Source organism: Rhodanobacter sp. UC4451_H18 (assembly GCF_052978225.1).
The window spans coordinates 2,166,147-2,188,322 of sequence record NZ_CM129663.1 but is presented as its reverse complement, the minus strand read 5'-3'; the positions used below and the strand labels follow the sequence as shown (position 1 = coordinate 2,188,322).

23 protein-coding genes are annotated in these 22,176 nt (G+C 68.1%); 13 read left to right on the top strand and 10 right to left on the bottom strand.

Annotated features, from left to right (window positions below; all coding sequences use genetic code 11):
- Positions 1-85 precede the first annotated feature (85 nt).
- Both ACVCMG_RS09955 and ACVCMG_RS09950 read left to right on the top strand, forming a co-directional pair.
- The gene (locus ACVCMG_RS09955; RefSeq protein WP_447114012.1) at positions 86-328 is read left to right on the top strand and encodes a hypothetical protein; all 243 of its coding nucleotides are present in this window, start codon (positions 86-88) and stop codon (positions 326-328) included.
- 622 nt (positions 329-950) lie between these two features.
- Entirely contained in the window at positions 951-1,505 is a 555-nt protein-coding gene (locus ACVCMG_RS09950; RefSeq protein ID WP_447114011.1) for a hypothetical protein, read from the top strand.
- A gap of 93 nt (positions 1,506-1,598) precedes the next feature.
- Here ACVCMG_RS09950 and ACVCMG_RS09945 read toward each other — a convergent pair whose 3' ends face one another.
- On the bottom strand, positions 1,599-1,949 hold the full coding sequence (locus ACVCMG_RS09945; RefSeq protein ID WP_447114010.1) for a hypothetical protein: 351 nt from the start codon (positions 1,947-1,949) through the stop codon (positions 1,599-1,601).
- Positions 1,950-2,149: 200 nt separating this feature from the next.
- Here ACVCMG_RS09945 and ACVCMG_RS09940 point away from each other — a divergent pair, with 200 nt between their 5' ends.
- The 3 genes from ACVCMG_RS09940 to ACVCMG_RS09930 are packed head-to-tail and all read left to right on the top strand — an operon-like array spanning position 2,150 to position 3,254.
- Positions 2,150-2,626, top strand: coding sequence for a helix-turn-helix transcriptional regulator (locus tag ACVCMG_RS09940; protein ID WP_447114009.1), 477 nt, complete (start codon positions 2,150-2,152; stop codon positions 2,624-2,626).
- Positions 2,623-3,042, top strand: coding sequence for a VOC family protein (locus ACVCMG_RS09935; RefSeq protein ID WP_395120882.1), 420 nt, complete (start codon positions 2,623-2,625; stop codon positions 3,040-3,042). Before ACVCMG_RS09940 ends, ACVCMG_RS09935 begins: the two co-directional genes overlap by 4 nt.
- Entirely contained in the window at positions 3,039-3,254 is a 216-nt protein-coding gene (locus tag ACVCMG_RS09930; RefSeq protein ID WP_447114008.1) for a hypothetical protein, read from the top strand. The genes ACVCMG_RS09935 and ACVCMG_RS09930 overlap by 4 nt, the downstream gene beginning before the upstream one ends.
- Before the next feature lie 83 nt (positions 3,255-3,337).
- On the opposite strand, the gene ACVCMG_RS09925 is transcribed toward ACVCMG_RS09930, so the two are convergent.
- Together ACVCMG_RS09925 and ACVCMG_RS09920 are read right to left on the bottom strand one after the other, a co-directional pair.
- Positions 3,338-5,311: an alpha/beta fold hydrolase gene (locus ACVCMG_RS09925; protein ID WP_447114007.1), complete on the bottom strand. Its 1,974-nt coding sequence runs from the start codon at positions 5,309-5,311 to the stop codon at positions 3,338-3,340.
- Positions 5,312-5,399: 88 nt separating this feature from the next.
- On the bottom strand, positions 5,400-6,689 hold the full coding sequence (locus ACVCMG_RS09920; protein WP_447114006.1) for an MFS transporter: 1,290 nt from the start codon (positions 6,687-6,689) through the stop codon (positions 5,400-5,402).
- Between the two features lie 233 nt (positions 6,690-6,922).
- On the opposite strand from ACVCMG_RS09920, the gene ACVCMG_RS09915 reads away from it, so the two are divergent.
- The 3 genes from ACVCMG_RS09915 to ACVCMG_RS09905 all read left to right on the top strand — a co-directional run bounded on the left by ACVCMG_RS09915 (position 6,923) and on the right by ACVCMG_RS09905 (position 10,468).
- A complete protein-coding gene (locus ACVCMG_RS09915; RefSeq protein ID WP_447114005.1) occupies positions 6,923-8,311 on the top strand; it encodes a M16 family metallopeptidase in 1,389 nt (462 codons plus the stop codon).
- Positions 8,308-9,777, top strand: a complete 1,470-nt coding sequence (locus ACVCMG_RS09910; protein WP_447114004.1) for a M16 family metallopeptidase — start codon at positions 8,308-8,310, stop codon at positions 9,775-9,777. Before ACVCMG_RS09915 ends, ACVCMG_RS09910 begins: the two co-directional genes overlap by 4 nt.
- 163 nt (positions 9,778-9,940) lie before the next feature.
- On the top strand, positions 9,941-10,468 hold the full coding sequence (locus tag ACVCMG_RS09905; protein WP_395120889.1) for an acyloxyacyl hydrolase: 528 nt from the start codon (positions 9,941-9,943) through the stop codon (positions 10,466-10,468).
- A 9-nt stretch (positions 10,469-10,477) separates the two neighbouring features.
- Here ACVCMG_RS09905 and ACVCMG_RS09900 read toward each other — a convergent pair whose 3' ends face one another.
- The 5 genes from ACVCMG_RS09900 to ACVCMG_RS09880 form a co-directional block, all read right to left on the bottom strand.
- Positions 10,478-12,004, bottom strand: a complete 1,527-nt coding sequence (locus tag ACVCMG_RS09900; RefSeq protein ID WP_447114003.1) for a DHA2 family efflux MFS transporter permease subunit — start codon at positions 12,002-12,004, stop codon at positions 10,478-10,480.
- A gap of 114 nt (positions 12,005-12,118) precedes the next feature.
- Entirely contained in the window at positions 12,119-13,324 is a 1,206-nt protein-coding gene (locus tag ACVCMG_RS09895) for an HlyD family efflux transporter periplasmic adaptor subunit (RefSeq protein WP_395120891.1), read from the bottom strand.
- Between the two features lie 10 nt (positions 13,325-13,334).
- Complete coding sequence (locus ACVCMG_RS09890; protein WP_447107135.1) at positions 13,335-14,894, bottom strand: efflux transporter outer membrane subunit; 1,560 nt, start codon at positions 14,892-14,894, stop codon at positions 13,335-13,337.
- Positions 14,895-14,919: 25 nt separating this feature from the next.
- Positions 14,920-15,378, bottom strand: a complete 459-nt coding sequence (locus tag ACVCMG_RS09885) for a MarR family winged helix-turn-helix transcriptional regulator (RefSeq protein ID WP_395120893.1) — start codon at positions 15,376-15,378, stop codon at positions 14,920-14,922.
- A gap of 75 nt (positions 15,379-15,453) precedes the next feature.
- Positions 15,454-15,708, bottom strand: coding sequence for a hypothetical protein (locus tag ACVCMG_RS09880; protein ID WP_447097594.1), 255 nt, complete (start codon positions 15,706-15,708; stop codon positions 15,454-15,456).
- Between the two features lie 241 nt (positions 15,709-15,949).
- Between ACVCMG_RS09880 and ACVCMG_RS09875 the strand changes: the two genes are divergently transcribed.
- From ACVCMG_RS09875 to ACVCMG_RS09860, 4 genes are all read left to right on the top strand, one after another.
- On the top strand, positions 15,950-16,810 hold the full coding sequence (locus tag ACVCMG_RS09875; RefSeq protein WP_447107136.1) for a helix-turn-helix transcriptional regulator: 861 nt from the start codon (positions 15,950-15,952) through the stop codon (positions 16,808-16,810).
- A 65-nt stretch (positions 16,811-16,875) separates the two neighbouring features.
- Positions 16,876-17,742, top strand: coding sequence for an MBL fold metallo-hydrolase (locus ACVCMG_RS09870; protein WP_395120896.1), 867 nt, complete (start codon positions 16,876-16,878; stop codon positions 17,740-17,742).
- A 28-nt stretch (positions 17,743-17,770) separates the two neighbouring features.
- On the top strand, positions 17,771-18,175 hold the full coding sequence (locus ACVCMG_RS09865; protein ID WP_447107137.1) for a TIGR01244 family sulfur transferase: 405 nt from the start codon (positions 17,771-17,773) through the stop codon (positions 18,173-18,175).
- An 85-nt stretch (positions 18,176-18,260) separates the two neighbouring features.
- Complete coding sequence (locus tag ACVCMG_RS09860) at positions 18,261-19,118, top strand: EamA family transporter (protein ID WP_447107138.1); 858 nt, start codon at positions 18,261-18,263, stop codon at positions 19,116-19,118.
- A gap of 25 nt (positions 19,119-19,143) precedes the next feature.
- Here ACVCMG_RS09860 and ACVCMG_RS09855 read toward each other — a convergent pair whose 3' ends face one another.
- On the bottom strand, positions 19,144-20,088 hold the full coding sequence (locus tag ACVCMG_RS09855) for a LysR family transcriptional regulator (protein ID WP_447107139.1): 945 nt from the start codon (positions 20,086-20,088) through the stop codon (positions 19,144-19,146).
- Positions 20,089-20,189: 101 nt separating this feature from the next.
- Between ACVCMG_RS09855 and ACVCMG_RS09850 the strand changes: the two genes are divergently transcribed.
- The gene (locus ACVCMG_RS09850; protein WP_447107140.1) at positions 20,190-21,068 is read left to right on the top strand and encodes an NmrA family NAD(P)-binding protein; all 879 of its coding nucleotides are present in this window, start codon (positions 20,190-20,192) and stop codon (positions 21,066-21,068) included.
- Positions 21,069-21,135: 67 nt separating this feature from the next.
- On the opposite strand, the gene ACVCMG_RS09845 is transcribed toward ACVCMG_RS09850, so the two are convergent.
- Complete coding sequence (locus tag ACVCMG_RS09845; RefSeq protein WP_447107141.1) at positions 21,136-21,945, bottom strand: c-type cytochrome; 810 nt, start codon at positions 21,943-21,945, stop codon at positions 21,136-21,138.
- Positions 21,946-22,176: the final 231 nt, after the last annotated feature.

Here is a 22,176-nt window from a genome sequence, read left to right as displayed (position 1 = left end):
TGGAGACGCTGCAGCCCACGCTTTCGCGCGGGGTGCGCGAGGTCAACGGCGTTTACACGCAGCCTTCAACCGAAGGCATAGCCGGGTGGGCCGTGTGCTGCAAGGGCGCTACCAGGCCGTGCTGGTCGACAAGTGCAGTTACCTGAGAGAGTTGTTGCGCTACATCGTGCTGAATCCCGTTCGAGCCCATTTGTTCCAAGCAGCGGGTGATTGGCCGTGGGCCAGTTATCGGGTGGTGATGGGCAAAGCGGCGGCACTGGACAGGTTGGCGGTGGCGGAAACGGTGGCTATGTTCTCGGGGGCGGGGTGTGGCACGGCGGGCCTCTGAATCCTGGTCAAAGCGAGGGCGGAGGTTCTAGCGGAACCGGATCGAGGTCCGCGGGGATAAGTAGCAGCGCCACCGCACAGACCGAACAAGTTGCCGCGGCATCAAAGGACGTCAATAAATTCGGACGCTACAAATTCCCACCGGGATGGAAATTTGTCGTAAATTCACAATACGCCTACAAGAAATATAGTGACATTATCTATAGTGAGACACCGTGAATAAAAGTGGATTGCGAAAGATCTACGCGCGCTCTAACTTGGAAACCAATACCACCACCGTGTATCAGCAGTCGTTTCGACCATTTAAACAACGACTTTATTATCGAGGCGTACAAGACATAACAACAACTGGAATTCGTGAATTTACATTTGACGCCGTGGATACGTTGAGGTTCCTACTCGAGCACGAAGTCGAACACATTAATACCGGTAGCGGTGATGATCGAGATGGAGATGGTGGTGCGAACTACTGGGGGAACAAAGCAGTAGAGGATTAGCATCGTGGAAAAGGCCACTAGTTATGCCTACAAAATGTTACAATATAAAAACCGCTTCTTCGCAATGAGGTTGCTCGGGCTATTTCGACTATCATTTTCTTGATAACGTTAGCGTCCAGCAAGGGCGTGTCCGCCGGGCAGTTTGACGAGCTTGCCCATGCCGATCGGGCATTCATTGGTTTTGTGGAGGCGGCCAAGCTGGGATCGATATCAACATACCCTGGCGCACATACCCGTGGCTCAGAGAATAATGTAGAACGACACCGTTATGTGATCGCCTCCGTTGCCCCCGAGAAATTCCTGATTGGGCGTCCTCCTGTCGGAGAGGAAAAACAGGTTTTGTCCATATGCCATGATCAGAACATCGCGGTAGGATCGTACTATCTTTTTATTATGGACAAGGTGCCACTCCAGGAAGGCGAGTGTATGCTGGCGGAGGCATTCCTTCTTGGGGCGGGACCTGGCGGCAAACCAAACAGCAGCATAGTCCTGACTGCCGACACCCTGTTGCTGCTCCCTCCCTCACCGGTCCTTGATAGCCATCAATATGTGATGCCAGATGCCCACACGCTTTCGAAGCAGTGCAACGACAATGCGGTGGTGGTGGAGACCTACCTCGATCTTGATCGTTTCATTGATTTGATGCGACAAGAGAAGGCGAGAATCAAACGGGGCGAATGAGGGGCGGTCCGAAGGGTCACCTGGCCCGGCTGACGGGTCGATGCATGCCGGGCAATCCGGCACCGTAAGCAGGTGACGAACGCCGCCAACCAACTACCAGCCCTTCGCGGCCGTGGTGGCTGTCGTACCCGCAGCAACATGGACCGTGCTGCAGGATGCCAGCGTCCGGTTAGCCACGCAGCCACGCACCTCTGCACCCGACGGCGGCGCACCCATGACGACGGCGTGGCCCTCTGGCACTTCCTGCGCGCGGCCGGTTTGAGTGCCGTCGACGAAGACCTTGAATGCGCATGCGCCGCTGGACGACTGGATGCAGGTGAGCCGTGTTCCGTCGTTCCTCGCGCGGTCGGCGCGGAACGAAATGGTGGAGGTGCAGCCGCTGCCGACAAGCGCAAGCCCAAGGGTTCCCAATCCCGACAAAATCCATTTTCCTCGTTTGCTCACGGCACTTCTCCCTGGATGCCCCATTGGCATGCTGCCAATCAGACGACGATACGTGGCATCGAGTGCCGAGAGCAAGAACCGCGGAGAGGGTGGCTGCTTGCAATCCCACCGGTTTCTACCGCACTGTCCGGTGTCGTCATCCGCCTGATGCGCCGTTTGGCAAATACCGGTGCAAAGCCGTCACGCAGGGCACGAAGCCGATGGGACAGACCCCCGAATTGTTGCGCCGCCTGCTGCGCGCGAAGGACCGGATGGACGCAGCCTCCCACGAGGAGTGGCCGGTCGGGCGGCTGGCGCAGGTGAGCGCGGTGTCGGCGGCGCACTTCGCGCGTTCGTTCCGGGAAGCGTTCGGCGTGCCGCCGCATCGCTATCTGCTCACGCGCCGGATCGAACGCGCCACGGCGCTGCTGCGCGATGGCGATCTGCCGGTCACCGAGATCGCGCTGCGGACCGGTTGGAACAGCATCGGCACGTTCGGGCGGATCTTCCGCGACATCACCGGCGAGAGTCCGGGCGAATTCCGCGCGCGCCAGCGGGCGATCGGGCATGGATACGGACATGTTCCGGAATGCTTCGTGCGCGCCGCGCACCGGCCCGACCTCAGGAGCGCAGTTTCGGAGAAGCGCCGCCATGCGGCCCCCGGTAAAAAGGCACTCCAATCCACGGAGGTCCCATGACTCAAGGTGTCGATGTAGCCGGACTCTATGTCCGCGACCAGGATGAAGCGCTCGCCTTCTATGTCGGAAAGCTGGGCTTTGTCGTCAGTGCCGATGCGCGCAACGGCGACTATCGCTGGCTCACCGTGCAGCATCCGGAGCAGCCCTCGTTCCAGCTCGGTCTGTTCAGGCCGGGGCCGCCGGTCCACGACGCGGCGACTGCGCAGACGCTCTGCGAGATGGTGGCCAAGGGTGCGATGCCGCCGTTGGTGTTGGCGGTGGACGATTGCCAGGCCGCTTTCGAGCGGCTGCAAGCGCTGGGCGTGGAGTTCACGCAGGAGCCGATGCGCCGCTACGGCACCGTGGATGCAGGTTTCCGCGATCCCTCCGGCAATGGCTGGAAGATGATCGAGGCCAGGGCGAAGGGCGCGGCATGAGCGCGAGCCAGTGGATCCGCCAGAGCCACCGCTGGCTGTCGATCGTGTTCACCCTGACCGTGATCGCGAACTTCGCCTGGCGCGGGATGAGCCCGCACGAACCGCCGGCATGGCTGACCTATGCGCCGCTGCCGCCGCTGTTCGCGCAGTTGTTCAGCGGCCTGTATCTGTTCGCGCTGCCGTACACCAAGGCAGCGCGCCGCAGGGCCTGAGGGCCTCGGGCGCGGCGCGTTCCCGGTTCCCGCCATCGGCAACCGCGGTTCCGGTGGCGAAGCGCGAATCGAGCGCTGCGCCCCTACTTGCCGCCTGCCGTGACTCCGGGTCCGATGTTCGAGCCGATGAAGTCGAGCATCTTCCCGTACAGTTCGGCGACGTTGGCCTCGTCGTAGAAGCCGTGCATCTCGCCGGGCTTTTCCAGCCAGACGTGCGGCACGTGGCGCTTGAGCAGCGCCTCGTGCAGGTTCGTGCCCTGGATCGGCGGCACGCGCCGGTCCTGGCCGCCGACCACCAGCATCACCCGTGCCTTGAGCGCATCGAGCTGGTTGATCGGCGAGCGCTGCGCCAGTTGCGCCATGTCGTCGCCCAGCTGGCGCTTCAGGTAATTCTCGCCGCTGACCGTTTCGGGAATGTCGCCGCGCCGGTACATCAGGGGCAGGTCGTAGATGCCGACGTAGCCGATCGCGCACTGGTAGAGGTCCGGCTCCTTCACCGCGCCTTCCAGCGCGGCATAACCGCCGTAGCTGGCGCCGTAGATGCACAGGCGCTGCGGGTCGGCGATGCCCTGGGCGATGGCCCAGCGCGTGGCGTCAGTGACGTCGTCCTGCATCTTGCCGCCCCACTCGCGCCAGCCGGCCTGCTCGAACGCGTAGCCGTAGCCGCCCGAGCCGCGGAAATTGACCTGCACCACGACGTAGCCGCGCGTCGCCAGCGCCTGCACGTCGGCGTCGTACTCCCAGCGGTCGCGCACGGAGAACGGGCCGCCATGGACCATCACCACCGTGGGCAGGTGCTTGTCCTGCTCATGGCCCGGCGGGTAGCTCAGGTAGCCCTGCAGCTTCATGCCGTCCCGCGCGGCGAACTCGAACGGCTGCTTGGTCGCCATCGACTGCGGATTGATCCACGGCGCGCGCTTGAGCAGCGGCGTCAGCCTTGCGGCCTTGGCGTCGAACAGGTAGAACGTGCCCGGATCGGCGTCGGCCTCCACCAGCACCACGCTCAGGCTGCCATCGCTGGTGCCGGAGACGAAGCGTACGCTTTCGCCCGGGAACTGCTTCATCAGCGCCACCAGCATGCGTGCCGCCGGCGACTGCATGTCGAATGGCGCGATGCCGGCGCGGCCATCCATGTAGGCGACGCCGGCGATGTCGTCTTCGGCCAGCCCCTGCAGCAGGCCGTCCGATTCCACAGTGGGATTGCTCCACACCTCCTGCAGCGTGGGCTTGTCTTCGCTCCAGCGGCAGATGCCGAAGCCGCCGCTGCGGGCCGGGCAGCTGAAGTACGCCCCGCTGTCATCACGGTCGAAGGCGATCGGCACGGAATGGCTGGCACCCAGTTCGGGCATGGGCTTCCAGTCGCCGCCCCCGAGCGGCAGCTGGAACACCCGGACGTCGCCCTGCTCGTCCTCGCCCCAGGCAAAGCGGATCCGGCCCTGATGGTCCCCGACGAAAAAGGCGTCGCGCATCGGTGCGGTGATGATTTCCCGCAACTTGCCGGTGCGCACGTCCATGCGGGAGGCGGTGGCAAACACCCCATGCTTGCCGTTGGCGTCCCACAGCCGGGTAGCGACCAGGATGTGTTTCGGATCGCCGGCAATGGTGCCGATGAACTCCGCCGAGCCGCGTTCGCTCACCACCTGCTTGACCAGCGTACCGGTGGTCATGCCGTCCTTGCGAAAGCCGTACAGCATGGTCGAGCCTGTTCCATCGGCATTGACCGCATACAACTCGCCGGTGGGCAACGGGCGGTCGTAGCCACCCAGCCGTGTCCCCACCGTGTACACCACGCGGGTGGGAGAGATCCACCAGAAGTCCGTCACCGCGTCTTCGTTGCGCTGGCGGATCAGCTGCCCCTTCTTGTCGGCCAGGCGAATCAGCGCCAGCAGACTGTGGCCATCCACCAGGGCGGTGGTGGCAAGGTACTTGCCGTCAGGCGAAATCTTCACGGCTTCGTATTGCATGTGCCGTGCGAGATCGGCAAGCGGTACCGGTTCGGCGTGCAGGAACGTGGCGCACAGCAGCACCAGCGCGACCAACCAGCGTCGAGTATCCATGGCGATTTCCCCTGTTTTGCGATGTGCGCGGCCGCGCTCCGCGGCCATCCGGCCATCCGACTCTAATGCAAAGTGCGCGGCGGCAGGATCAGGACGCCGCCGTCGCCGCCGGCGCTGCCCCGATGCTGCGCAGCGCCGGGCTGCGCATGCAGCCCAGGGCGATCGCGGTGAGCAGCAAGCCGGCGCCGGCGAACAGGCCGGTGAGCGGGATCAGCCTGAGCAGGCTGCCGGCGATCGCGGCCGAGATCGGCCCCAGGCCCATGAAGGTGAACATCAGCACGCTCATGGCGCGGCCCATCATTTCCGGCGCCACGCGACGCTGGATCCAGCTGACGATGGCGATCTGCGCGATGCCGGCGAGCACGCCGGTGGCGGCCAGCAGCACCGCGCCGGTTACCGTCGCATGCACCAGCGCCAGTGTGGCCAAGGCCAGGCCGGCGAGGCTGTCGATGGTCAGCACCATCAGGCCGAGGCGGCCGCGCACGATGCGGCTGGCCGGGCCGGAAAGGAAACTGCCCAGCAGCATGCCGCCGCCGTTGGCGGTCATCAGGATGCCCAGCGAGGCGGCGCCCAGATCCATCCGCGTATCGGCCAGCACCGGCAGGCCCACCTGCAGCGGACCGCCGACGAACACCGAGACCACCGCCGCGTAGAGCATGAATGCGCGCAGCGGCAGGTCGGCCCAGATCATCCGCACGCCGCTGGCCACGTTGGCCAGCACGCCGCCCGCGGCGGGTTTCGGATCGAAGTCGGCGGACACGCGGATCAGCAGCAGCGACGCCAGCGAGAAGGCGAAGCTGATCGCGTCGATGGTGAATGCCAGGCCCAGTCCCTCCGCATCCTGCAGCGCCTGCGGCTGTGCGCCGTGCGCGCCCGCGCTGATCACCACGCCGGCCAGCGCCGGACCGACGAACATGCTGAGCTGGCGCATGCCCATCACCAGCGCATTGGCCGGTTGCAGCTGATCCTTGCGCACCAGTTGCGGCAGGATTGCCGAGCCGGCCGGGTAGGCGAACGCGGTGGACAGGCCGATGCCCAGCGCGATCAGGTACACCAGCCACATGCGGATGTCGCCCAGCAGCACCAGCGCGGCCAGCAGCGCCACCAGCAGCGCGTTCGCCCCGCGCGCGGCGAGCAGCACGCGGCGCGGCGACAGCCGGTCCACCACCGCGCCGCCGATCAGCATGAACAGCGCGCGCGGCAGCGCCATCGCCGCCAGCACCAGCCCCAGCGCGGCCGGGTCGCCGGTGAGTTTCAGCACCAGCCACGGCAGCGCCACCAGGGTGAACTGGTCGCCCAGCATCGAGATCGTGCTGCCGCCGAACAGCAGGCGGAAGTTGTGGTTGGCGAAAACGGAGTCGCGGCGGGCGGGCGGCATCGGGGGTTCCGGGTCGGGCAGGCCGACGGCGCAAGAGGCGTGTCGGCGAAAAAGCGGTCGGCGAGATGCGGGAAGGCCTGCCGTGCGGCATTGGCCAGGCGGGCGATGATCGCGCACCTCGGGCTCGGCCACCACTGTCACCGGTCGGTCGTCGCGCCGCGGCCGCAAGTCACGCGCACGATCCCCGGCGAGCTTGCTAAGGTAGGCGCCTTGCCCAGGAAGGAGTGCACCGGATGAACCTGCGCCTGCCGCGCCTCGTGCTGCTTGTCCCGCTGATCGCCTGCGCCGCGTGGGCCCCGCCCCCGGCCACGGCGGCGCAGCTGAGCATCCCCCCGATCCAGTACCACCAGCGCACCTTGCCCAACGGCTTGCAGGTGCTCAGCGTGGAGGATCACGCCAGCCCCAACGTGGCAGTGCAGGTCTGGTACCACGTCGGCTCCAAGGACGATCCGCAGGGGCGCTCCGGTTTCGCGCACCTGTTCGAGCACCTGATGTTCAAGAGCACGAAGCACATGCACGCCGAGCAGTTCGACCGGCTGACCGAGGACGTCGGCGGCGCCAACAACGCCTCCACCGGCGATGACGTCACCAATTATTTCGAGATCGTGCCCGGCAACCACCTGCAGACCCTGCTGTGGGCCGAGGCCGAGCGGCTGTCCAACCTCAACGTGGACGAGAAGAACTTCACCTCCGAGCGCGCGGTGGTGGAGGAGGAATACCGCCAGAGCGTGCTGGCCAATCCGTACGGCAAGCTGTTCAACGCGATCGACCCGAAGTCGTACACGGTGCATCCGTACCAGCGCCCGGTGATCGGCAGCATCGAGGACCTGGAAGCCGCCTCGCTGCAGAACGTGATCGACTTCCACCGCACTTTCTATCGTCCGGACAACGCAACCCTGATCGTGGCCGGCGACTTCGACCCCAGGCAGCTCGATGCCTGGGTCGACCAGTATTTCGGCTGGATTCCCAGGCCGGCCACGCCGATCCCGCAAGTCACCGCGAAGGAGCCCGTACGCAAGCAGGACAAGCGCTACACCGTCACCAGCGAGACCGCACCGCTGCCGGCGGTGGCGATGACGTGGCTGATCCCGCCGGCATCGGACAGCGCCGACCGCATTCCGCTGCAAGTGGCCGCCGCGCTGCTGTCGCAGGGCGATTCCTCGCGGCTGTACCAGTCGCTGGTGTATCGCCACCAGGTCGCGCAGGAGATCGGCGCGTTTGCCGACACCCGCGTGGGCCCGGGCCTGTTCACCGTCTACGCGGTGCTCGCCAGCGGCCATGAGCCGGCCCAGGCGGAGAAACTGCTGAACGAGGAAATCGTCTGGCTGGCGACCCAGCCGATCGCCGACGCCGAGCTGGACAAGGTCAAGACGCAACTGCTCACCAGCGAACTGAAACAGCGCCAGACCGCGCAGGGCATCGCCTTCGCGCTCGGCCAGGCCAGCCTGATCGACGGCAACGTGCAGCACGTCAACGACGACCTGGCCGCGCTGCAGAAAGTCAGCGCGAACGACGTGCATCGCGTGCTGCAGAAATACGTCACCAGCGCGAAGAAGGTGACCATCGACTACCTGCCGCAGGCCAAGGCCGCGCCGGACACCGCCAAGGGAGCAGCGAAATGAGCCGCGCCAACCATTTTCGTCTGGCCGTCTTTACGGCCATCGCGCTGACCGCCGGCATCGCTGCCGCGGCCGATTTTCCGGCCACGCCGCCGGCACCCGGTCCGGCGCCGCAGTTGAACGTGCCCACGCCCACCGCGCAGACCCTGCCCAACGGCCTGGAGGTCATCAGCGTGCGCCGCGCCAACCTGCCGCTGGTGACCGCGCAGCTGTGGGTGCGCCGCGGCGGCGAGATGGACCCGCCGCGGCTGGCCGGCCTGGCCGACCTCACCGCCAACCTGCTGAGCAAGGGCGCGGCGGGCAGGAGCGCGCCGCAGATCGCTGCCGCCGCCGAGGCGCTGGGCGGCTCGCTGGATGCTTCCGCAGGCTGGGACGAGAGCGCCATCGGCATCACCGTGACCACGCCGAAACTGCCGCAGGCGCTGGGCCTGCTGGCCGAAGTGGTGCGCCAGCCGGATTTCGCCGAGACCGAGGTGCAGCGCGCCCGCAGCCAGGCGATCGACGACCTGCGCCTGCAGCTGAGCCAGCCCACCGCGCTGGCCTCGCTGGCGGCCAGCCGCGGCGTGTTCGGCGAAGGCGCCTATGGCCATTCGCGCCACGGCACGCCCGACTCGCTCAAGCGCATCACCCGCGCCGACGTGCAACGCCTGCACGACGCGCTGTACCGGCCGGACAACGCGATCCTGATCCTCGCCGGCGACATCACTCCCGCGCAGGCCTTGCAGCTGGCGCAGGCCAGCTTCGGCGACTGGGCCAAGCCGGCCACGCCGCTGCCGCCGCGCCCGGCCGGCAGCGCTGCCAGCCAGCTGCCGCCGATCCTGCTGATCGACCAGCACGGTGCCGGCCAGGCCGGCGTGGTCGCCGCGCACGCCGCGCCGCCGCGCCGCGACGACAGCTACTACGTCGGCAGCGTGGCCAACGCGGTGCTGGGCGGTTCGTACTCGGCACGCCTCAACGAGGAAATCCGCATCAAGCGCGGCCTCTCCTACGGCGCCGGCAGCCGGCTGCAGGGGCTGGGCGATGGCGGCGTCTGGCTGGCCTCGGCGCAAACCAAGAACCCGTCCGCGCCGCAGGTGGTCGAGCTGATGCTGGGCCAGTTCAAGCAGCTGGGCGACAGCCGCGTGGATGCCGATGAACTCGCTGCGCGCAAGGCCACCCTGATCGGCGCTTACGGCCGCAGCCTGGAGACCACCGCGGGGCTGGCCGGCGAGGTCGCCGAACTGGCGATCTACGGCGTGCCGCTCGACAGCATCGGCAAGTACGTCACCGAGGTGCAGGCGGTCACGCCGAAGCAGATCGAGAAATACGCCCGCAAGCACCTGGCGGCCAACGACCTGCACGTGGTGGTGGTGGGCGATGCCGCGCAGTTCGGCGCGGCGATCCGCAAGGATCATCCGCAGGCGGTGCTGCTGCAATCCACCGCGCTGGACCTGGACAGCCCCAGCCTGCAGGCGCCGGCCGGTCGCTGAAGTTCCGGCGGAACGCGCACGGGAACCCCTGCAACGGCAGGGGCATCCCGTGGCCGCGGGGCATCGCGGCAATCATTCTTCGCCACCCCTTGGTTTCACTTCGGTTCGACGTTATTTAGTGAACCATCAAGTTCACTAAAATTCCGCCCCGTCCGAGGTTGCCATGCACGTCCCGTTTTCCGCCCGCCTGCTGCTGCTGGCGCTGGCGTCGTCTCCGCTGCCGCTGCTGGCGCAATCGGTCCATCTGCAGGTGCAGGGCGGGCGCAGCTACATGGATGGGCATGGCACTCCCGCGCTGTTCGTCGAAGCGGTGTTCGACGACCATGCGATCGGCGACAGCCGCTGGAGCCTGGCACCCGACGTCTCGCTGGGCTGGATCGACGGCCGCGACATCGCCCGCTTTCGCGACAATCGCTACCCCACCCGGGAGCAAGCCTGGCTGCTGGCCGCCGGTGCGCGCCTGCAGTACCGCACGGCCGATGGTGCGCCAGGCCACTGGTTCGCCAGTTTCCAGCCGGCGCTAAACAGCGCGCGCACGCAGGCGCTGAGCAGCCCGTACGAGTTCGTCACCACGCTCGGCTGGCAAGGGCACCGTTTCAGCTTCCAGATCCGGCACGTTTCCAACGCTCGCCTGCATCAGCCCAACCGCGGCGAAACCATGGCGCTGGTGGGCATCGGCTTCGATCTCTGACCGATCGCCTCAGTGCCCGCCAGCGACCGGCCGCGCCTTCGGCGTGAACGGCGGCTTGGCCAGCCAGATCACCAGCATCAGGCCGATGAAGATCCAGCCCAGCGCGTGGAACACCTCGTTGAACGAGATCTGGTAGCTCTGCTGGGTGATCATGCCGTTGATCACGCTGCCGCCCAGCTGCGGATCGCAGTGGCCCAGCTGCTGCATCGCGGCCTGGCTGACCGGACTGTAGGGCGTGATGTGCTCGGCCAGCTGCTCGTGGTGGTTCACCGCGCCGCGGGTCCACATCAGCGTGGTGATCGAGGCGGAGAAACTGCCGCCAAGCGTGCGCAGGAAGGTCGACAGGCCGGAACCGGCGGCGATCTCGTCCTGCTGCAGGTCCGACAGCAGGATGGTCAGCGTCGGCATGAAGAACAGCGCCACGCCCAGGCCCTGCAGCAGCTGCACCATCGCCACGTGGTAGAAGTCGATCTGCAGGTAGAAGTCCGCGCGCATGAAGCAGGTCGCGCCCATCACCAGGAATGACGCCGCGGCGAGCAGGCGCAGGTCCATGCGGGTGGCGTACTTGCCCACGAAGAAGGTCAGCAGCACCGGGATCACGCCCAGCGGCGCGGTGGCGAAGCCGGCCCAGGTGGCGGTGTAGCCCAGGTTCTGCTGCAGCCACAGCGGCACCAGCAGCGCGATGGCGAAAAACGCGGCGTAGCCCAGCACCATCGCCACCGTGCCGGTGGTGAAGTTGCGGTGGCGGAACAGCTTCAGGTCCACGATCGGGTCGGGGTCGGTCAGCTCCCAGATCAGGAAGATCGCGATCGCGATGGCCGAGATGATGCTGGCCACGATGATGAAGTTGGAGTTGAACCAGTCCGCGTCGTTGCCCTTGTCCAGCACGATCTGCAGCGCGCCGACGCCGATGATCAGCGTGATCAGGCCGACGTAGTCGATGCGCGGGCGCTCGGTCTTCTCGACCTTGCCGCGCAGCTGGTTGGCCACCACCACGCTGGCGAAGATGCCGATCGGCAGGTTGATGAAGAAGATCCACGGCCACGAATAGTTCTCGGTGATCCAGCCGCCCAGGATCGGCCCGGCGATCGGCGCCACCACGGTCACCATCGCCAGCAGGGCCAGCGCCATGCCGCGCTTGGCCGGCGGGTAGATGCTGATCAGCAGGCTCTGCGTGATCGGGTACATCGGGCCGGCCACCGCGCCCTGCAGCGCGCGGAACACCAGCAGCATGCCCATGCTTTGCGACACGCCGCACATGAACGAGGAGGCCACGAACAGCAGCGTGCACGCGGTGAACAGGCGCACCTCGCCGAAGCGGCGGGTGAGGAAGCCGGTCAGCGGCAGCGAGATCGCCATGCTCACCGCGAACGAGGTGATCACCCAGGTGCTCTGGTCGTTGCTGACGCCGAGGTTGCCGGCAATCGTCGGCAGCGAGACGTTGGCGATCGTGGTGTCCAGCACCTGCATGAAGGTGGCCAGCGACAGGCCGACCGTGCTCAGTGCCAGATTGGGTGGGCGGAATGGGGTGGTCATCGGGTTCGGTCAATGAAGAATGCGTAGGAGCCCGCTCGCGGGCGATGCCGTTGCTCTGGTGCCCGTTGAAAGATCAAGCAGGAGCATCGCCCGCGAGCGGGCTCCTGCGGGGAGCTATTTGTCGCCGGCCATGTTGGCGTGGATGATCTCCTTGATCGCCGCATCCGCCTTGGCCAGCTGCTGCTTGTAGATGTCGGTGCTGAAGGCGGGTTGCGAGGGCGCGCGCTGCGCCAGCGTGGGGCCGCTGCGGTCATGCAGGTTGACGTCCACGTTGAGCGACATGCCCAGTCGCAGCGGGTGCTGCTCCAGCTGCTTCGGGTCGGTGAACACCACCCGCACCGGGATGCGCTGCACGATCTTGATCCAGTTGCCGGTGGCGTTCTGCGCGGGCAGCAGCGAGAACGCGCTGCCGGTGCCGATGCCCAGGCTCTCCACCTTGCCGGTGTAGCTCACCGCGCCGCCGTAGACGTCCGATTCGATCTCCACCGGCTGGCCGATGCGCATGTCGGTGAGCTGGGTCTCCTTGAAATTGGCGTCGATCCACACCTGGTGAAGCGGCACCACCGCCATCAGCGGCGTGCCGGGCTGCACGCGCTGGCCGACCTGCACCGAGCGTTTGGCCACATAGCCGTCCACCGGCGCCAGCAACTGCGTGCGCGCGTCGGCGAGGTAGGCGGCGCGCAGCTGGGCCGCCGCCACCTGCACGTCCGGGTGCGAGGCGACCACGGTGTCGTCGACCAGCACCTTGCTGGTCTGGTACTGCTGCTGCGCTGTGATGAGGGCGTTCTGCGCGGTGGTCAGCGCGTCGCGGGCATGCGCCAGTTCCTCGGCCGAGATCGCGCCGGACTTGGCCAGCGCCACGCGCCGCTCGTAGTCGGAGCGCGCCTTCGCCACCGCGGTCTGGCTGGCGGCGACGTCGGCGTGTGCGCCGCTGACGCTGGAGTACAGGCCGCGCACCTTGCGCACGGTCAGCGCCAGGTTGGCCTTCGCCTCGGCCAGGGCCACGTCGGCATCGCTGGGGTCGAGTTTCACCAGCACGTCGCCGGCGTGCACCAGGTTGCCGTCGTCGGCGCCGATGCTGACCACGGTGCCGGGCACCTGCGGGGTGATCTGCACCACGTTGCCGTTGACGTAGGCGTCGTCGGTGCTCTCGTACCAACGGCCTTCGAGGAAGTACCAGAGGCCCCAGCCAATGGCGGCGAGCAGCACTACCACGCCGAGCGCGCGCAGCAGCGCGCCGCGGGATTTCTTCGGCGCCGGCAGCGGCGGCCTGGACTCGGCCTTGCTCTCGTTCGAGTCGGATGAGGGTTGAGCAGACATGGGGGAAGCCTCAGCGATGCGCAAAAGTGGAAGATGACGGTGCCGGCGCGCCGGCCTGCGGCGGGTAGCCGTCGCGGGGTGCCTGATCCTGCGGGCGGTATCCACCGCGGGATGCTTGATTCTGGGGGCGGTATCCACCGCGGGGTGCTTGATTCTGCGGGCGGTATCCACCGCCCAAGGCCTGGATCAACTGGATCGAGCGGTCGACCTGTTGCGCCTGCAGCGCGGCCACGCCGCGGTCGGCGGCCAGCAGCTGCTGGCGCACGCTGAGCGCTTCCAGGTAGCTGCCGACGCCGGCCTGGTAACGCTGCAGCGCGAGATCCCACGCCTGCCGCGCGGCGGCCTGCGCGCGCTGCTGGGCAGCGAGCTGCCGCTGCAGCGATTGCGTCGCCGAGACGTCGTCGGCAACCTCGTTCACCGCGCCGACCAGGGTCTGGTTGTACTGCGCCACGGCCAGGTCGTACTGGGCGTCCTTGGCCGAAAGGTTGGCGCGCAGCCGGCCGCCGTCGAAGATCGGCAGGCTCAGCGAGGGGCCGAGCTGGTAGAAGCGCGCCGGCAGGGTGAACGGGTTGCCGCCGCCGAGCCGGAGCACGCCGGCCATCGCGCCGATGCTGATGTTGGGCAGGAACTCGGTCTTGGCCGCCTTGATGTCCTTGCCCGCGGCCTCGACCCGCCAGCGCGCGGCGACCAGGTCGGCGCGATGGCCGATCAGTTCCAGCGGCAGATTCTCCGGCACCGCCAGTTCGGCCGGCGCCAGCACCTGTGGACGGGTGATCTCGTCGCCGCGATCCGGGCCCTTGCCGAGCAGCACGGACAGCGCGGAGCGCGCAGCATCCACCGCGCGGTCGGCCAGCGCGGCTGCCTGCTCATCCGTGGCCACTTCGGCCTCGGCCTGCTTCAGCACGATGCGGTTGTCGATGCCGGCGGCCACGCGCTGCGCGGTGAGCCGCTGCGACTGTTGCGCGCGCTTCAGCTCGCCGGCGGCCAGATCCTGCTGGGCGAAGGCATAACCGAGTTGCGCATAGGCGCGGGCCACGTTGCCGGACAGTTCGATGCGCGCGGCGCGGGCCTCGACCTCGGCGGCGCGCGACGCGCCCAGCGCGGCTTCCCACGCGGCGCGCTTGCCGCCCCACAGATCCAGGCCCCACTTGAAGCTGCCATAGGCGTAGCTGGCCAGGTTGAAGTGGCCGCCGCCGGCATCGGCCGGCATCACCGTGGTCGGGATGCGCGCGCCGGAAACGCTGGCCCCGGCATTCACGCTGGGGCGGCGCGCGGTGTCGGCCAGGCCGGCGGCCGCCTGCGCCGCGCGGGCGCGCGCATCGGCCACGGCCAGGCCGGGATTGTCGGCCAGCGCTTCGCGGATCAGCCGGTCGAGCTGCGGGTCGCCCAGCGCGCTCCACCAGTCGCTGTCGGGCCAGGCGGCCGCGATGTCGTTCGCGCCGAGATGGTGCGCGGCTTTCAGCGAGGCGGGGTCGAGCGGCGCGCCGTTCGGATGCAGGCCGCCGCTGCTGGCGCAGGCGGCCAGCGCGAGGGTCAGGGCGGTGGCAGCCGCAAGGTGATGCAGACGCATACGTGGGGGGCTCCGAGGGGGAGGGTCAGTTCTTGTCGCGAAGGGCGTGCAGCACGCGCTCCAGGTAGTCGTGCAACCGGGCCTGTTCGGCCTCGTCCAGCGAGCGCTGGGCGGCATTCAGCACGCGTTCGTTGCAGTCGGTCAGCTGCTGCCAGATCGCCTGGCCCGACTCGGTCAGCTCGATCCGCAACGCGCGGCGATCCTGTTCATGCGGGCAGCGGCGCAGGTAGCCCTTGCGTTCGAGCTGGTCGAGCTGGCGGGTCATCGCGCCGCCGTCCAGTTCGACCGAGCGGGCCAGCTCGCTGGCCGACATCGGGCCGAGCCTCGCCAACCGCTTGAGGATCAGGAACTGGGTGAAGCGCAGGTTCACGTTCTGCGCGGCCAGCTCGGCTTCCATCGCCCGCACGATCTCCGCGCGCACCAGCCCGAGCAGGATGCCCAGGCTTTCTTTCGGGGTGGCAAAGGCGAGCGACTCGGTATTCATGGCCGCGCATTCTATTGCCTCAAGTATATTTGTCAAGGCAAATATGTGCTGGAATGCTTTTGCCTTGGCAAGATGTCAGGCGGCACGCACCCGCTGGGCCTGCAGCTCGTCGCGCACCAGCGCGTGCAGCGCCGGATCGCGGAGGGTGAACAGTTCGAATACGCCCAGCGCCTGCAGGATCGGCAGTTGCGCCAGCAGGCGCGGTTCGGCTTCGCGGCGCACCGATTCCGGGGTGGCCGGATCCAGCATCAACTGGGCATGGATCACGAAATCGGTGAGCGCATCGATGCGTGGGGCATGGACGGGGGTGGGGACGGGGAGTAACGACATGTCGATCTCCTGCATGGGTTGGCACAAGGACGTCGGCGGGTGCCGCGTCGTGACAGGCTGCAAGACAGCGCGGCGGGCGTGGCGGCTGGAGGTGCGCCGCGGACGGGCGTGACCGCATCGCCGGCGTCACGGTCACGTGTGGGCACATGACTTGGGGGACAGGCGACATTAGGTCGCTGCGACGTAGCATGGGAAGGCAGTCCCCACTGCTGGTACTCCCACTACCCGTTCCGGATCGCCCATGAAAGCATCCATGCAACGCACCGAGCTGAAGGCCTTCCTGCGCACGCGGCGTGCCGCGCTCACGCCCGAGGCGGCGGGTCTGCCGCGGGGTTCGCGCCGGCTGACGCCGGGACTGCGCCGCGAGGAAGTGGCGGCGCTGGCCGAGGTCGGCGTCACCTGGTACACGTGGCTGGAGCAGGGCCGTGCGATCAACGTATCGGCGGCGGCGCTGACCCGGATCGCCCGCGCGCTGTCGCTGTCGCCGACCGACGAGGCCTACCTGTTCGCCCTGATGGGGCTGTCGCGCACCGACGTGCCGGAACATCACTTCAGCCTGCCGCCGGTGATGCACGAGGTGCTGCGGATGTACCAGGCGCCGGCCTTCGTGCTGGACACGGTGTTCAACGTGCTGGCCTGGAACCGCATGGCCGAGTGCCTGTACGACTTCGGCGAGTTCGACGGCCCGTTCGCCGACAACCACCTGTGGAACGCGTTCATGAATCCGGCGCGGCGGCGGCTGTATCCGGATTTCGAGAACGGCGCGCTGAACCTGCTCGGCATGTTCCGCATGAACCAGGCGGCGCATCCGGAAGACCCGCGCTTCGCCCGGCTGACCGAGGCGCTGGCCGAGGCCAGCGCGGAGTTCGTCGAACTCTGGCAGCGCTGCCACACCGCGCCGCTGAGCGCGATCGTGGTGCCGTTCTTCCATCGCGAGTTCGGCGACCTCAGCATCCATTCGATGCGCCTGCCGATCCGCGACAGCGACCACGTCGATCGCGCCACCGCGTTCTTCTTCGCGCCGGCGAATGCCGAGACCGCGGCGAGCTTCGCGCGCGTCGCCCGGCGCCTCGCGGCGGAGCAGGCCGCGCAATCGGCGTGATGCGGCGACCGTTGCCGCAGGGGCCATAATCTCCGCGATCCCGATTTCACCGCGAGGAGACGGACATGCCAAGCCCCGACGTGCGGGCGTTCTTCGACCAGGCCAGCCATACCTTCAGCTACGTGGCCTGGGACCCGGCCACCCGAAGGGCCGCCGTGCTCGATGCGGTGCTCGATTACGAGGCGGCCTCCGGGCGCACCGGCCACGCCGCCGCCGATGCCGTCATTGCGTTCGTGCGCGCCGAGGGACTGACGCTCGACTGGGTGATCGACACCCACGTGCATGCCGACCACCTGTCGGCGGCGTCCTACGTGCAAGCGCAGCTGGGCGGCAAGCTGGCGATCGGCGAGCACATCCGCGAGGTGCAGGATACGTTCGGCGCGCTGTTCAACGCCGGCGACGGGTTCGCCCGCGACGGCAGCCAGTTCGACCACCTGTTCACCGATGGCGAGCGCTATCGGGTAGGCGGGATCGAGGCGCAGGCGATTCACACGCCGGGGCACACGCCGGCGTGCATGACCCATGTGATCGGCGACGCGGCGTTTGTCGGCGACACGCTGTTCATGCCCGACTACGGCACCGCACGCTGCGACTTCCCCGGCGGCGACGCGGCTACGCTGTACCGCTCGATCCGGCGCATCTTCGCGCTGCCGGAGGCCACCCGGATCTTCCTGTGCCACGACTACAAGGCCCCCGGCCGCGACGAGTTCGCGCACCAGACCACGGTGGCGGCCGAACGCCAGGGCAACATCCACGTGCATGACGGCATCGGCGAGGAGGAGTTCGTCGCCATGCGCCGCGCGCGCGATGCCACGCTGAAGGTGCCGCAACTGCTGCTGCCGGCGGTGCAGGTGAACATGCGCGCCGGCCAGTTGCCGCCGGCCGAGGACAATGGCGTGCGCTATCTGAAAATTCCGCTGGACGCGCTGTAGGCGTCCATCCCTTCCTACGGAGCATTGCATGCAGATCCATCCGCTTGCCGGCGCGCTGAGCGTCAGCGCGCAAATCGACGTCGACGACATCGCGGCACTCGCCGCGCAGGGTTTTCGCGGCATCGTCAACAACCGCCCCGACGACGAGGAACCCGGCCAGCCGGACAATGCCACGCTGGAATCGGCGGCGCGTACCGCCGGCCTGGCCTGGCGGCATATCCCGGTGGCGGGCATGCCGTTCGCGCCGGCCGCCCTGCACGAATTCAGCGCGGCGCTGGAAGAACTGCCCGGCCCGCTGCTGGCGTTCTGCCGCAGCGGCACGCGCAGCAGCGCGCTGTGGGCGATGCAGGCGCCGGGCACGGCCGACGAGATCCTGGCCACGGCGCGCGCGGCGGGCTACGACCTGTCGATGCTGCGGCCGTGGCTGGGCTGACGCCTTGAGGCGCCGCCGCGCGCGGCGCGACTGACTCGCGTGCCGCTTGCGGCACAATGCGCGCTGTTTGTCGCGGGAGGGTCGGATGTTCTTCGTGCTGTTGAGCGTGTTGTGCAGCGTGGCGGTGTCGGTGCTTCTGAAGCTGGCGCGGCGCTGGCGCATCGACGTGGGCCAGGCGATCGCCTGGAACTACGTGGCCACCAGCGCGCTCACCGCGCTGCTGCTGCGGCCGTCGCCGGCGAGCCTGCGCGGCGGCGAGGTGCCGTGGCTGGCACTGGTTGCACTGGGCATCCTGCTGCCCACGATCTTCCTGGCGCTGGCCGCGGCGGTGCGCCACGCCGGCATCGTGCGCAGCGACGCGGCGCAGCGGCTGTCGCTGCTGCTTTCCCTGCTGGCCGCGTTCGTGCTGTTCGGCGAGCAACTCTCCGCGTTCAAGCTCGGCGGCATCGCGCTGGGCCTGCTTGCCCTGCTGGGCATGGTCTGGCGCAGCGAACGCTCGCCGGCCGATCCCGGCGCGGCCGGCTGGCTGTATCCGCTGCTGGTGTTCGCCGGCTTCGGCGTGATCGACATCCTGTTCAAGCGCGTGGCCCTCGCCGGCGTGGCGCTGGGTACCTCGCTGCAGGCGATGTTCGCGCTCGCCCTGCTGGTCGCCTTCGCCATGCAGTTGTGGCGGCGCGCCCGCGGCACCACCCGTTTCACCGCCCGCAGCGCGGCGGCCGGCCTGCTGCTGGGACTGGCCAACTTCGGCAACATCCTGTTCTACCTGCGCGGCCACCGCGCCCTGCCCGACCACCCGGCGCTGGTCTTCGCCAGCATGAACATCGGCGTGGTGGCATTGGGCGCGCTGGTCGGCCTGCTGCTGTTCCGCGAACGGCTGAGCCGGCTCAACCTCGTCGGCGTGGCGCTGGCGGCGGTGGCGATCGGGGTGCTGGCGCGCGGCTGACGGGTCGCCTGCCTGCCGATTTTGTCTATCGGCCAGCTATCGGGCGGGCCGGATCATCGACGCCGCTTCGCCTCGCGCTCGCGAGTCGGGCGAACGCACCCGGTGAGGCATTTTCAAAGCGGTCCAGCAGCAGTTTCACGAAGGCGGCCACGCGGGCGCTCAGGTGGCGGTGCGAGGGATACAGTGCCCAGACTTCGACCGGACGTCCGGCGAGCACGCCCCAGTCGAGCAACCGGCCCGCGTCGATGTCGGCCTGCACCAGCGAGCGCGGCATCGCGGCGGCGCCCACGCCGGCGAGCACCGCATCGTGGATCATCGCCATCGACGACAGACGCAGCACCGTATGCGTGGCGATGCGGCGCACGCTGCGTGCGCGACTGAGCTGCCAGGTCGCATCGGGCGGCGTGCGCGGCAAGGTGATTGCGGGCACCACGGCGTCACTTCTTCCCGCTGGCCGCGGCAGTGACGGCGTGGCTACGACCACCATCACGTCGCGCAGGAAGCAGCGGCCGGCCAGGTCGGTCGAGGGGTCGGGATTGGCGCGGATGATCAGGTCGAAATCGTCTTCCACCGGATCGACGAAGCGATCCTCGGTGACCACTTCCAGCTGCACCTGGGGGTAGGCGAGCGCGTAGTCCGCGGCGATGCGGCCCAGGCCGCGCTGGCCGAACAGCACCGGCGCGCTGATGCGCAGGCGGCCGCGGGGCGTGCCGATACTCCCGCGCAACGCTTCGCCCACTTCGTCGATGTGTTCCAGCAGCGACTGCGTCCGTTCCTGCAGCTCGCGTCCTTCCGGCGTGAGCCGGAGCGTGTGGCCGCCGCGCTCGAACAGGCGAACGCCCAGCGCATCCTCCAGCTGGCGTACCCGTCGCGACAGCGTGGCCTTGGGTCGGCCGGTGGCCCGGGCGGCGCGGCCGAAGCCGCCGTGTCGCGCCACGTCGTTGAAATCGGCCAGGGCGAGCAGATCCACGGGTGTTCCATGAGCGAGACGGGGTGTCCAGATTATGCGGCTATCGGGACGCTTCGTGAAACATCAGGATGGCGCTGTCCACCACCTCGAAGGAGATCCCCATGAACATTCTCGTCACCGGCAGCACCGGCACGATCGGCAGCCTCGTCGTCCGCGGCCTGGCCGCGCAGGGCGCCAGCGTCCATGCGCTGACGCGCAACCCGGACCAGGCGTCGTTCCCCGACGGCGTCATCGCGGTCAAGGGCGACATGACCGACGTTCCCTCCATGCGTGCCGCACTGAAGGAGGCCGACACGCTGTTCCTGCTCAACGCCGTGGTTGCCGATGAAGTGACCCAGGCCATCGGCACGCTGAGCCTGGCGCGCGAGGCCGGCATCAAACGCATCGTGTATCTGTCGGTGCTCAACAGCGACAGATACACCGACGTGCCGCATTTCACCGGCAAGTACACGGTGGAGCGGATGATCGAGCAGTTCGACCTGCCGGCGACCGTGCTGCGCCCGTCCTACTTCATGCAGAACGACGCGATGCTTCGCGACGGCCTGTTGCAACAGGGCCGCTACGGCATGCCCATCGGCAACGTCGGCGTGGCGATGGTCGACGTGCGCGACATCGCCGAGGTCGCGGTGGCCGCGCTGCTGCGTCGCGCGCGAGCGGCGGCGCCGCTGCCGCGCGAGGTGATCGAGATCAGCGGGCCGGACGTGCTGACCGGCGATGCGCTGGCGACGATCTGGTCCGGCGTGCTCGGCAGGCCGGTGACGCCTGCGGGCAACGACCTTGATGCCTGGGAGGCTTTCATGGCCGGCCTGATGCCGTCCTGGGCAGCCCATGACCTGCGCCTGATGCTGGCGCGGTTCCATGTCGACGGCATGCTCGGCAAACCTGGCGCGGCGGAAATCCTCACTGGCCTGCTCGGGCATCCGCCGCGCCGTTACCGCGATCTTGCCGTCGAACTGGCCGCGGCCTGGCAGGCGGGGTAAGCGCATGGGCGACGGGCGAACGGCGCGGGCACACGGGGCGCCATCCGCGCCCCGTTCCGCGTGAACCTCACGGCGTGCGCGATCCCGCATACGCCGCCACCGCAATCATGTCGTCGACGGTCAGCTGCGAGGCTTCCACCCGCATCGGCGCGGCGGCCGGATTCGAACGCTGGCCAGCGCGGAACAGCAGCAGCTCGCGCACGATGTAGGTCGGCGAGCGTCCGGCCAGCGGCGGGACGGCGTCGGTGCCCTGCAGCCTGGCGCCGTGGCAGGACTCGCATGCTGGCGCCGCGCCGCTGCCGCTGGCCGCGATCGCCGCGCCACGCGCGATGCTGCCGGGCGGCACGTAGGCGACATAGCGGGTGCGGCCGCTGCCGTATCGATAGTCATCGAAGGACACCGGTACCTCGACGATGCGCTCGCCCAGCGCTTCGCGCGTGCCATCCCGGTCCGGCACCTGCACGAATTCCATCCAGTGGGTCTTCGGCACGTTCGCGCTTTCGACCACGCGCGTATGCGGCACGAACTTCAGCCGCGAAAAATAGCCGGCGGCGAGCTGCAGATCGTCGTCGCTGAGGCTGCGCGCCTCGTCGGCCATGTCCTGCGTGGTGCGCGGTGCGCTCGCCCCGCGCTGGCCGTGCCGGAACGCGGCCACCTGTTCGAGGATGTAGCCCTTCGGCAAACCCATGATCTGCGCAGTCGCGGGAACGCCGGCGCCATTCACCATGTGGCATTCCGCGCACGGCCATGGCCAGCCGGGCTGGCGATCGACGGTGACGATCGGTGGCGCGGCCGAATGGTCCTGCGGGAACCAGTCGGGAACGAAGTGCTCGACGTCCAGTTGCGCCTGCGTGTAACTGCGCGTGCTGCCTGCCACGTGAATGATTCTGGTCGGGTCGGACTTCGGCGCGTGCGGGTCCGGCGGCGGAAATCGCGGAAACGCCCATGCCTCGGCCGCGCCAATCTCCGCGTCTGGCGATTCCCCGCCGACCGGAGCGTGGGTCGCGACCACGGGGAACACCTGGCACAGAAGAGCTGTGGTGATGAGCGTCGTCCACTTCCTGCCTTCGATTCGCATGTCGTTCCCCTTGCCGGTTGAAAAACTCCA

Bases quoted from the DNA above. Each gene is read 5' to 3' on its own strand.
- ACVCMG_RS09940 (WP_447114009.1), top strand. From the start codon at position 2,150: ATGGGACAGACCCCCGAATTGTTGCGCCGCCTGCTGCGCGCGAAGGAC.
- ACVCMG_RS09935 (WP_395120882.1), top strand. From the start codon at position 2,623: ATGACTCAAGGTGTCGATGTAGCCGGACTCTATGTCCGCGACCAGGAT.
- ACVCMG_RS09930 (WP_447114008.1), top strand. From the start codon at position 3,039: ATGAGCGCGAGCCAGTGGATCCGCCAGAGCCACCGCTGGCTGTCGATC.
- ACVCMG_RS09925 (WP_447114007.1), bottom strand. From the start codon at position 5,311: ATGGATACTCGACGCTGGTTGGTCGCGCTGGTGCTGCTGTGCGCCACG.
- ACVCMG_RS09920 (WP_447114006.1), bottom strand. From the start codon at position 6,689: ATGCCGCCCGCCCGCCGCGACTCCGTTTTCGCCAACCACAACTTCCGC.
- ACVCMG_RS09915 (WP_447114005.1), top strand. From the start codon at position 6,923: ATGAACCTGCGCCTGCCGCGCCTCGTGCTGCTTGTCCCGCTGATCGCC.
- ACVCMG_RS09910 (WP_447114004.1), top strand. From the start codon at position 8,308: ATGAGCCGCGCCAACCATTTTCGTCTGGCCGTCTTTACGGCCATCGCG.
- ACVCMG_RS09905 (WP_395120889.1), top strand. From the start codon at position 9,941: ATGCACGTCCCGTTTTCCGCCCGCCTGCTGCTGCTGGCGCTGGCGTCG.
- ACVCMG_RS09900 (WP_447114003.1), bottom strand. From the start codon at position 12,004: ATGACCACCCCATTCCGCCCACCCAATCTGGCACTGAGCACGGTCGGC.
- ACVCMG_RS09895 (WP_395120891.1), bottom strand. From the start codon at position 13,324: ATGTCTGCTCAACCCTCATCCGACTCGAACGAGAGCAAGGCCGAGTCC.
- ACVCMG_RS09890 (WP_447107135.1), bottom strand. From the start codon at position 14,894: ATGCGTCTGCATCACCTTGCGGCTGCCACCGCCCTGACCCTCGCGCTG.
- ACVCMG_RS09885 (WP_395120893.1), bottom strand. From the start codon at position 15,378: ATGAATACCGAGTCGCTCGCCTTTGCCACCCCGAAAGAAAGCCTGGGC.
- ACVCMG_RS09880 (WP_447097594.1), bottom strand. From the start codon at position 15,708: ATGTCGTTACTCCCCGTCCCCACCCCCGTCCATGCCCCACGCATCGAT.
- ACVCMG_RS09875 (WP_447107136.1), top strand. From the start codon at position 15,950: ATGAAAGCATCCATGCAACGCACCGAGCTGAAGGCCTTCCTGCGCACG.
- ACVCMG_RS09870 (WP_395120896.1), top strand. From the start codon at position 16,876: ATGCCAAGCCCCGACGTGCGGGCGTTCTTCGACCAGGCCAGCCATACC.
- ACVCMG_RS09865 (WP_447107137.1), top strand. From the start codon at position 17,771: ATGCAGATCCATCCGCTTGCCGGCGCGCTGAGCGTCAGCGCGCAAATC.
- ACVCMG_RS09860 (WP_447107138.1), top strand. From the start codon at position 18,261: ATGTTCTTCGTGCTGTTGAGCGTGTTGTGCAGCGTGGCGGTGTCGGTG.
- ACVCMG_RS09850 (WP_447107140.1), top strand. From the start codon at position 20,190: ATGAACATTCTCGTCACCGGCAGCACCGGCACGATCGGCAGCCTCGTC.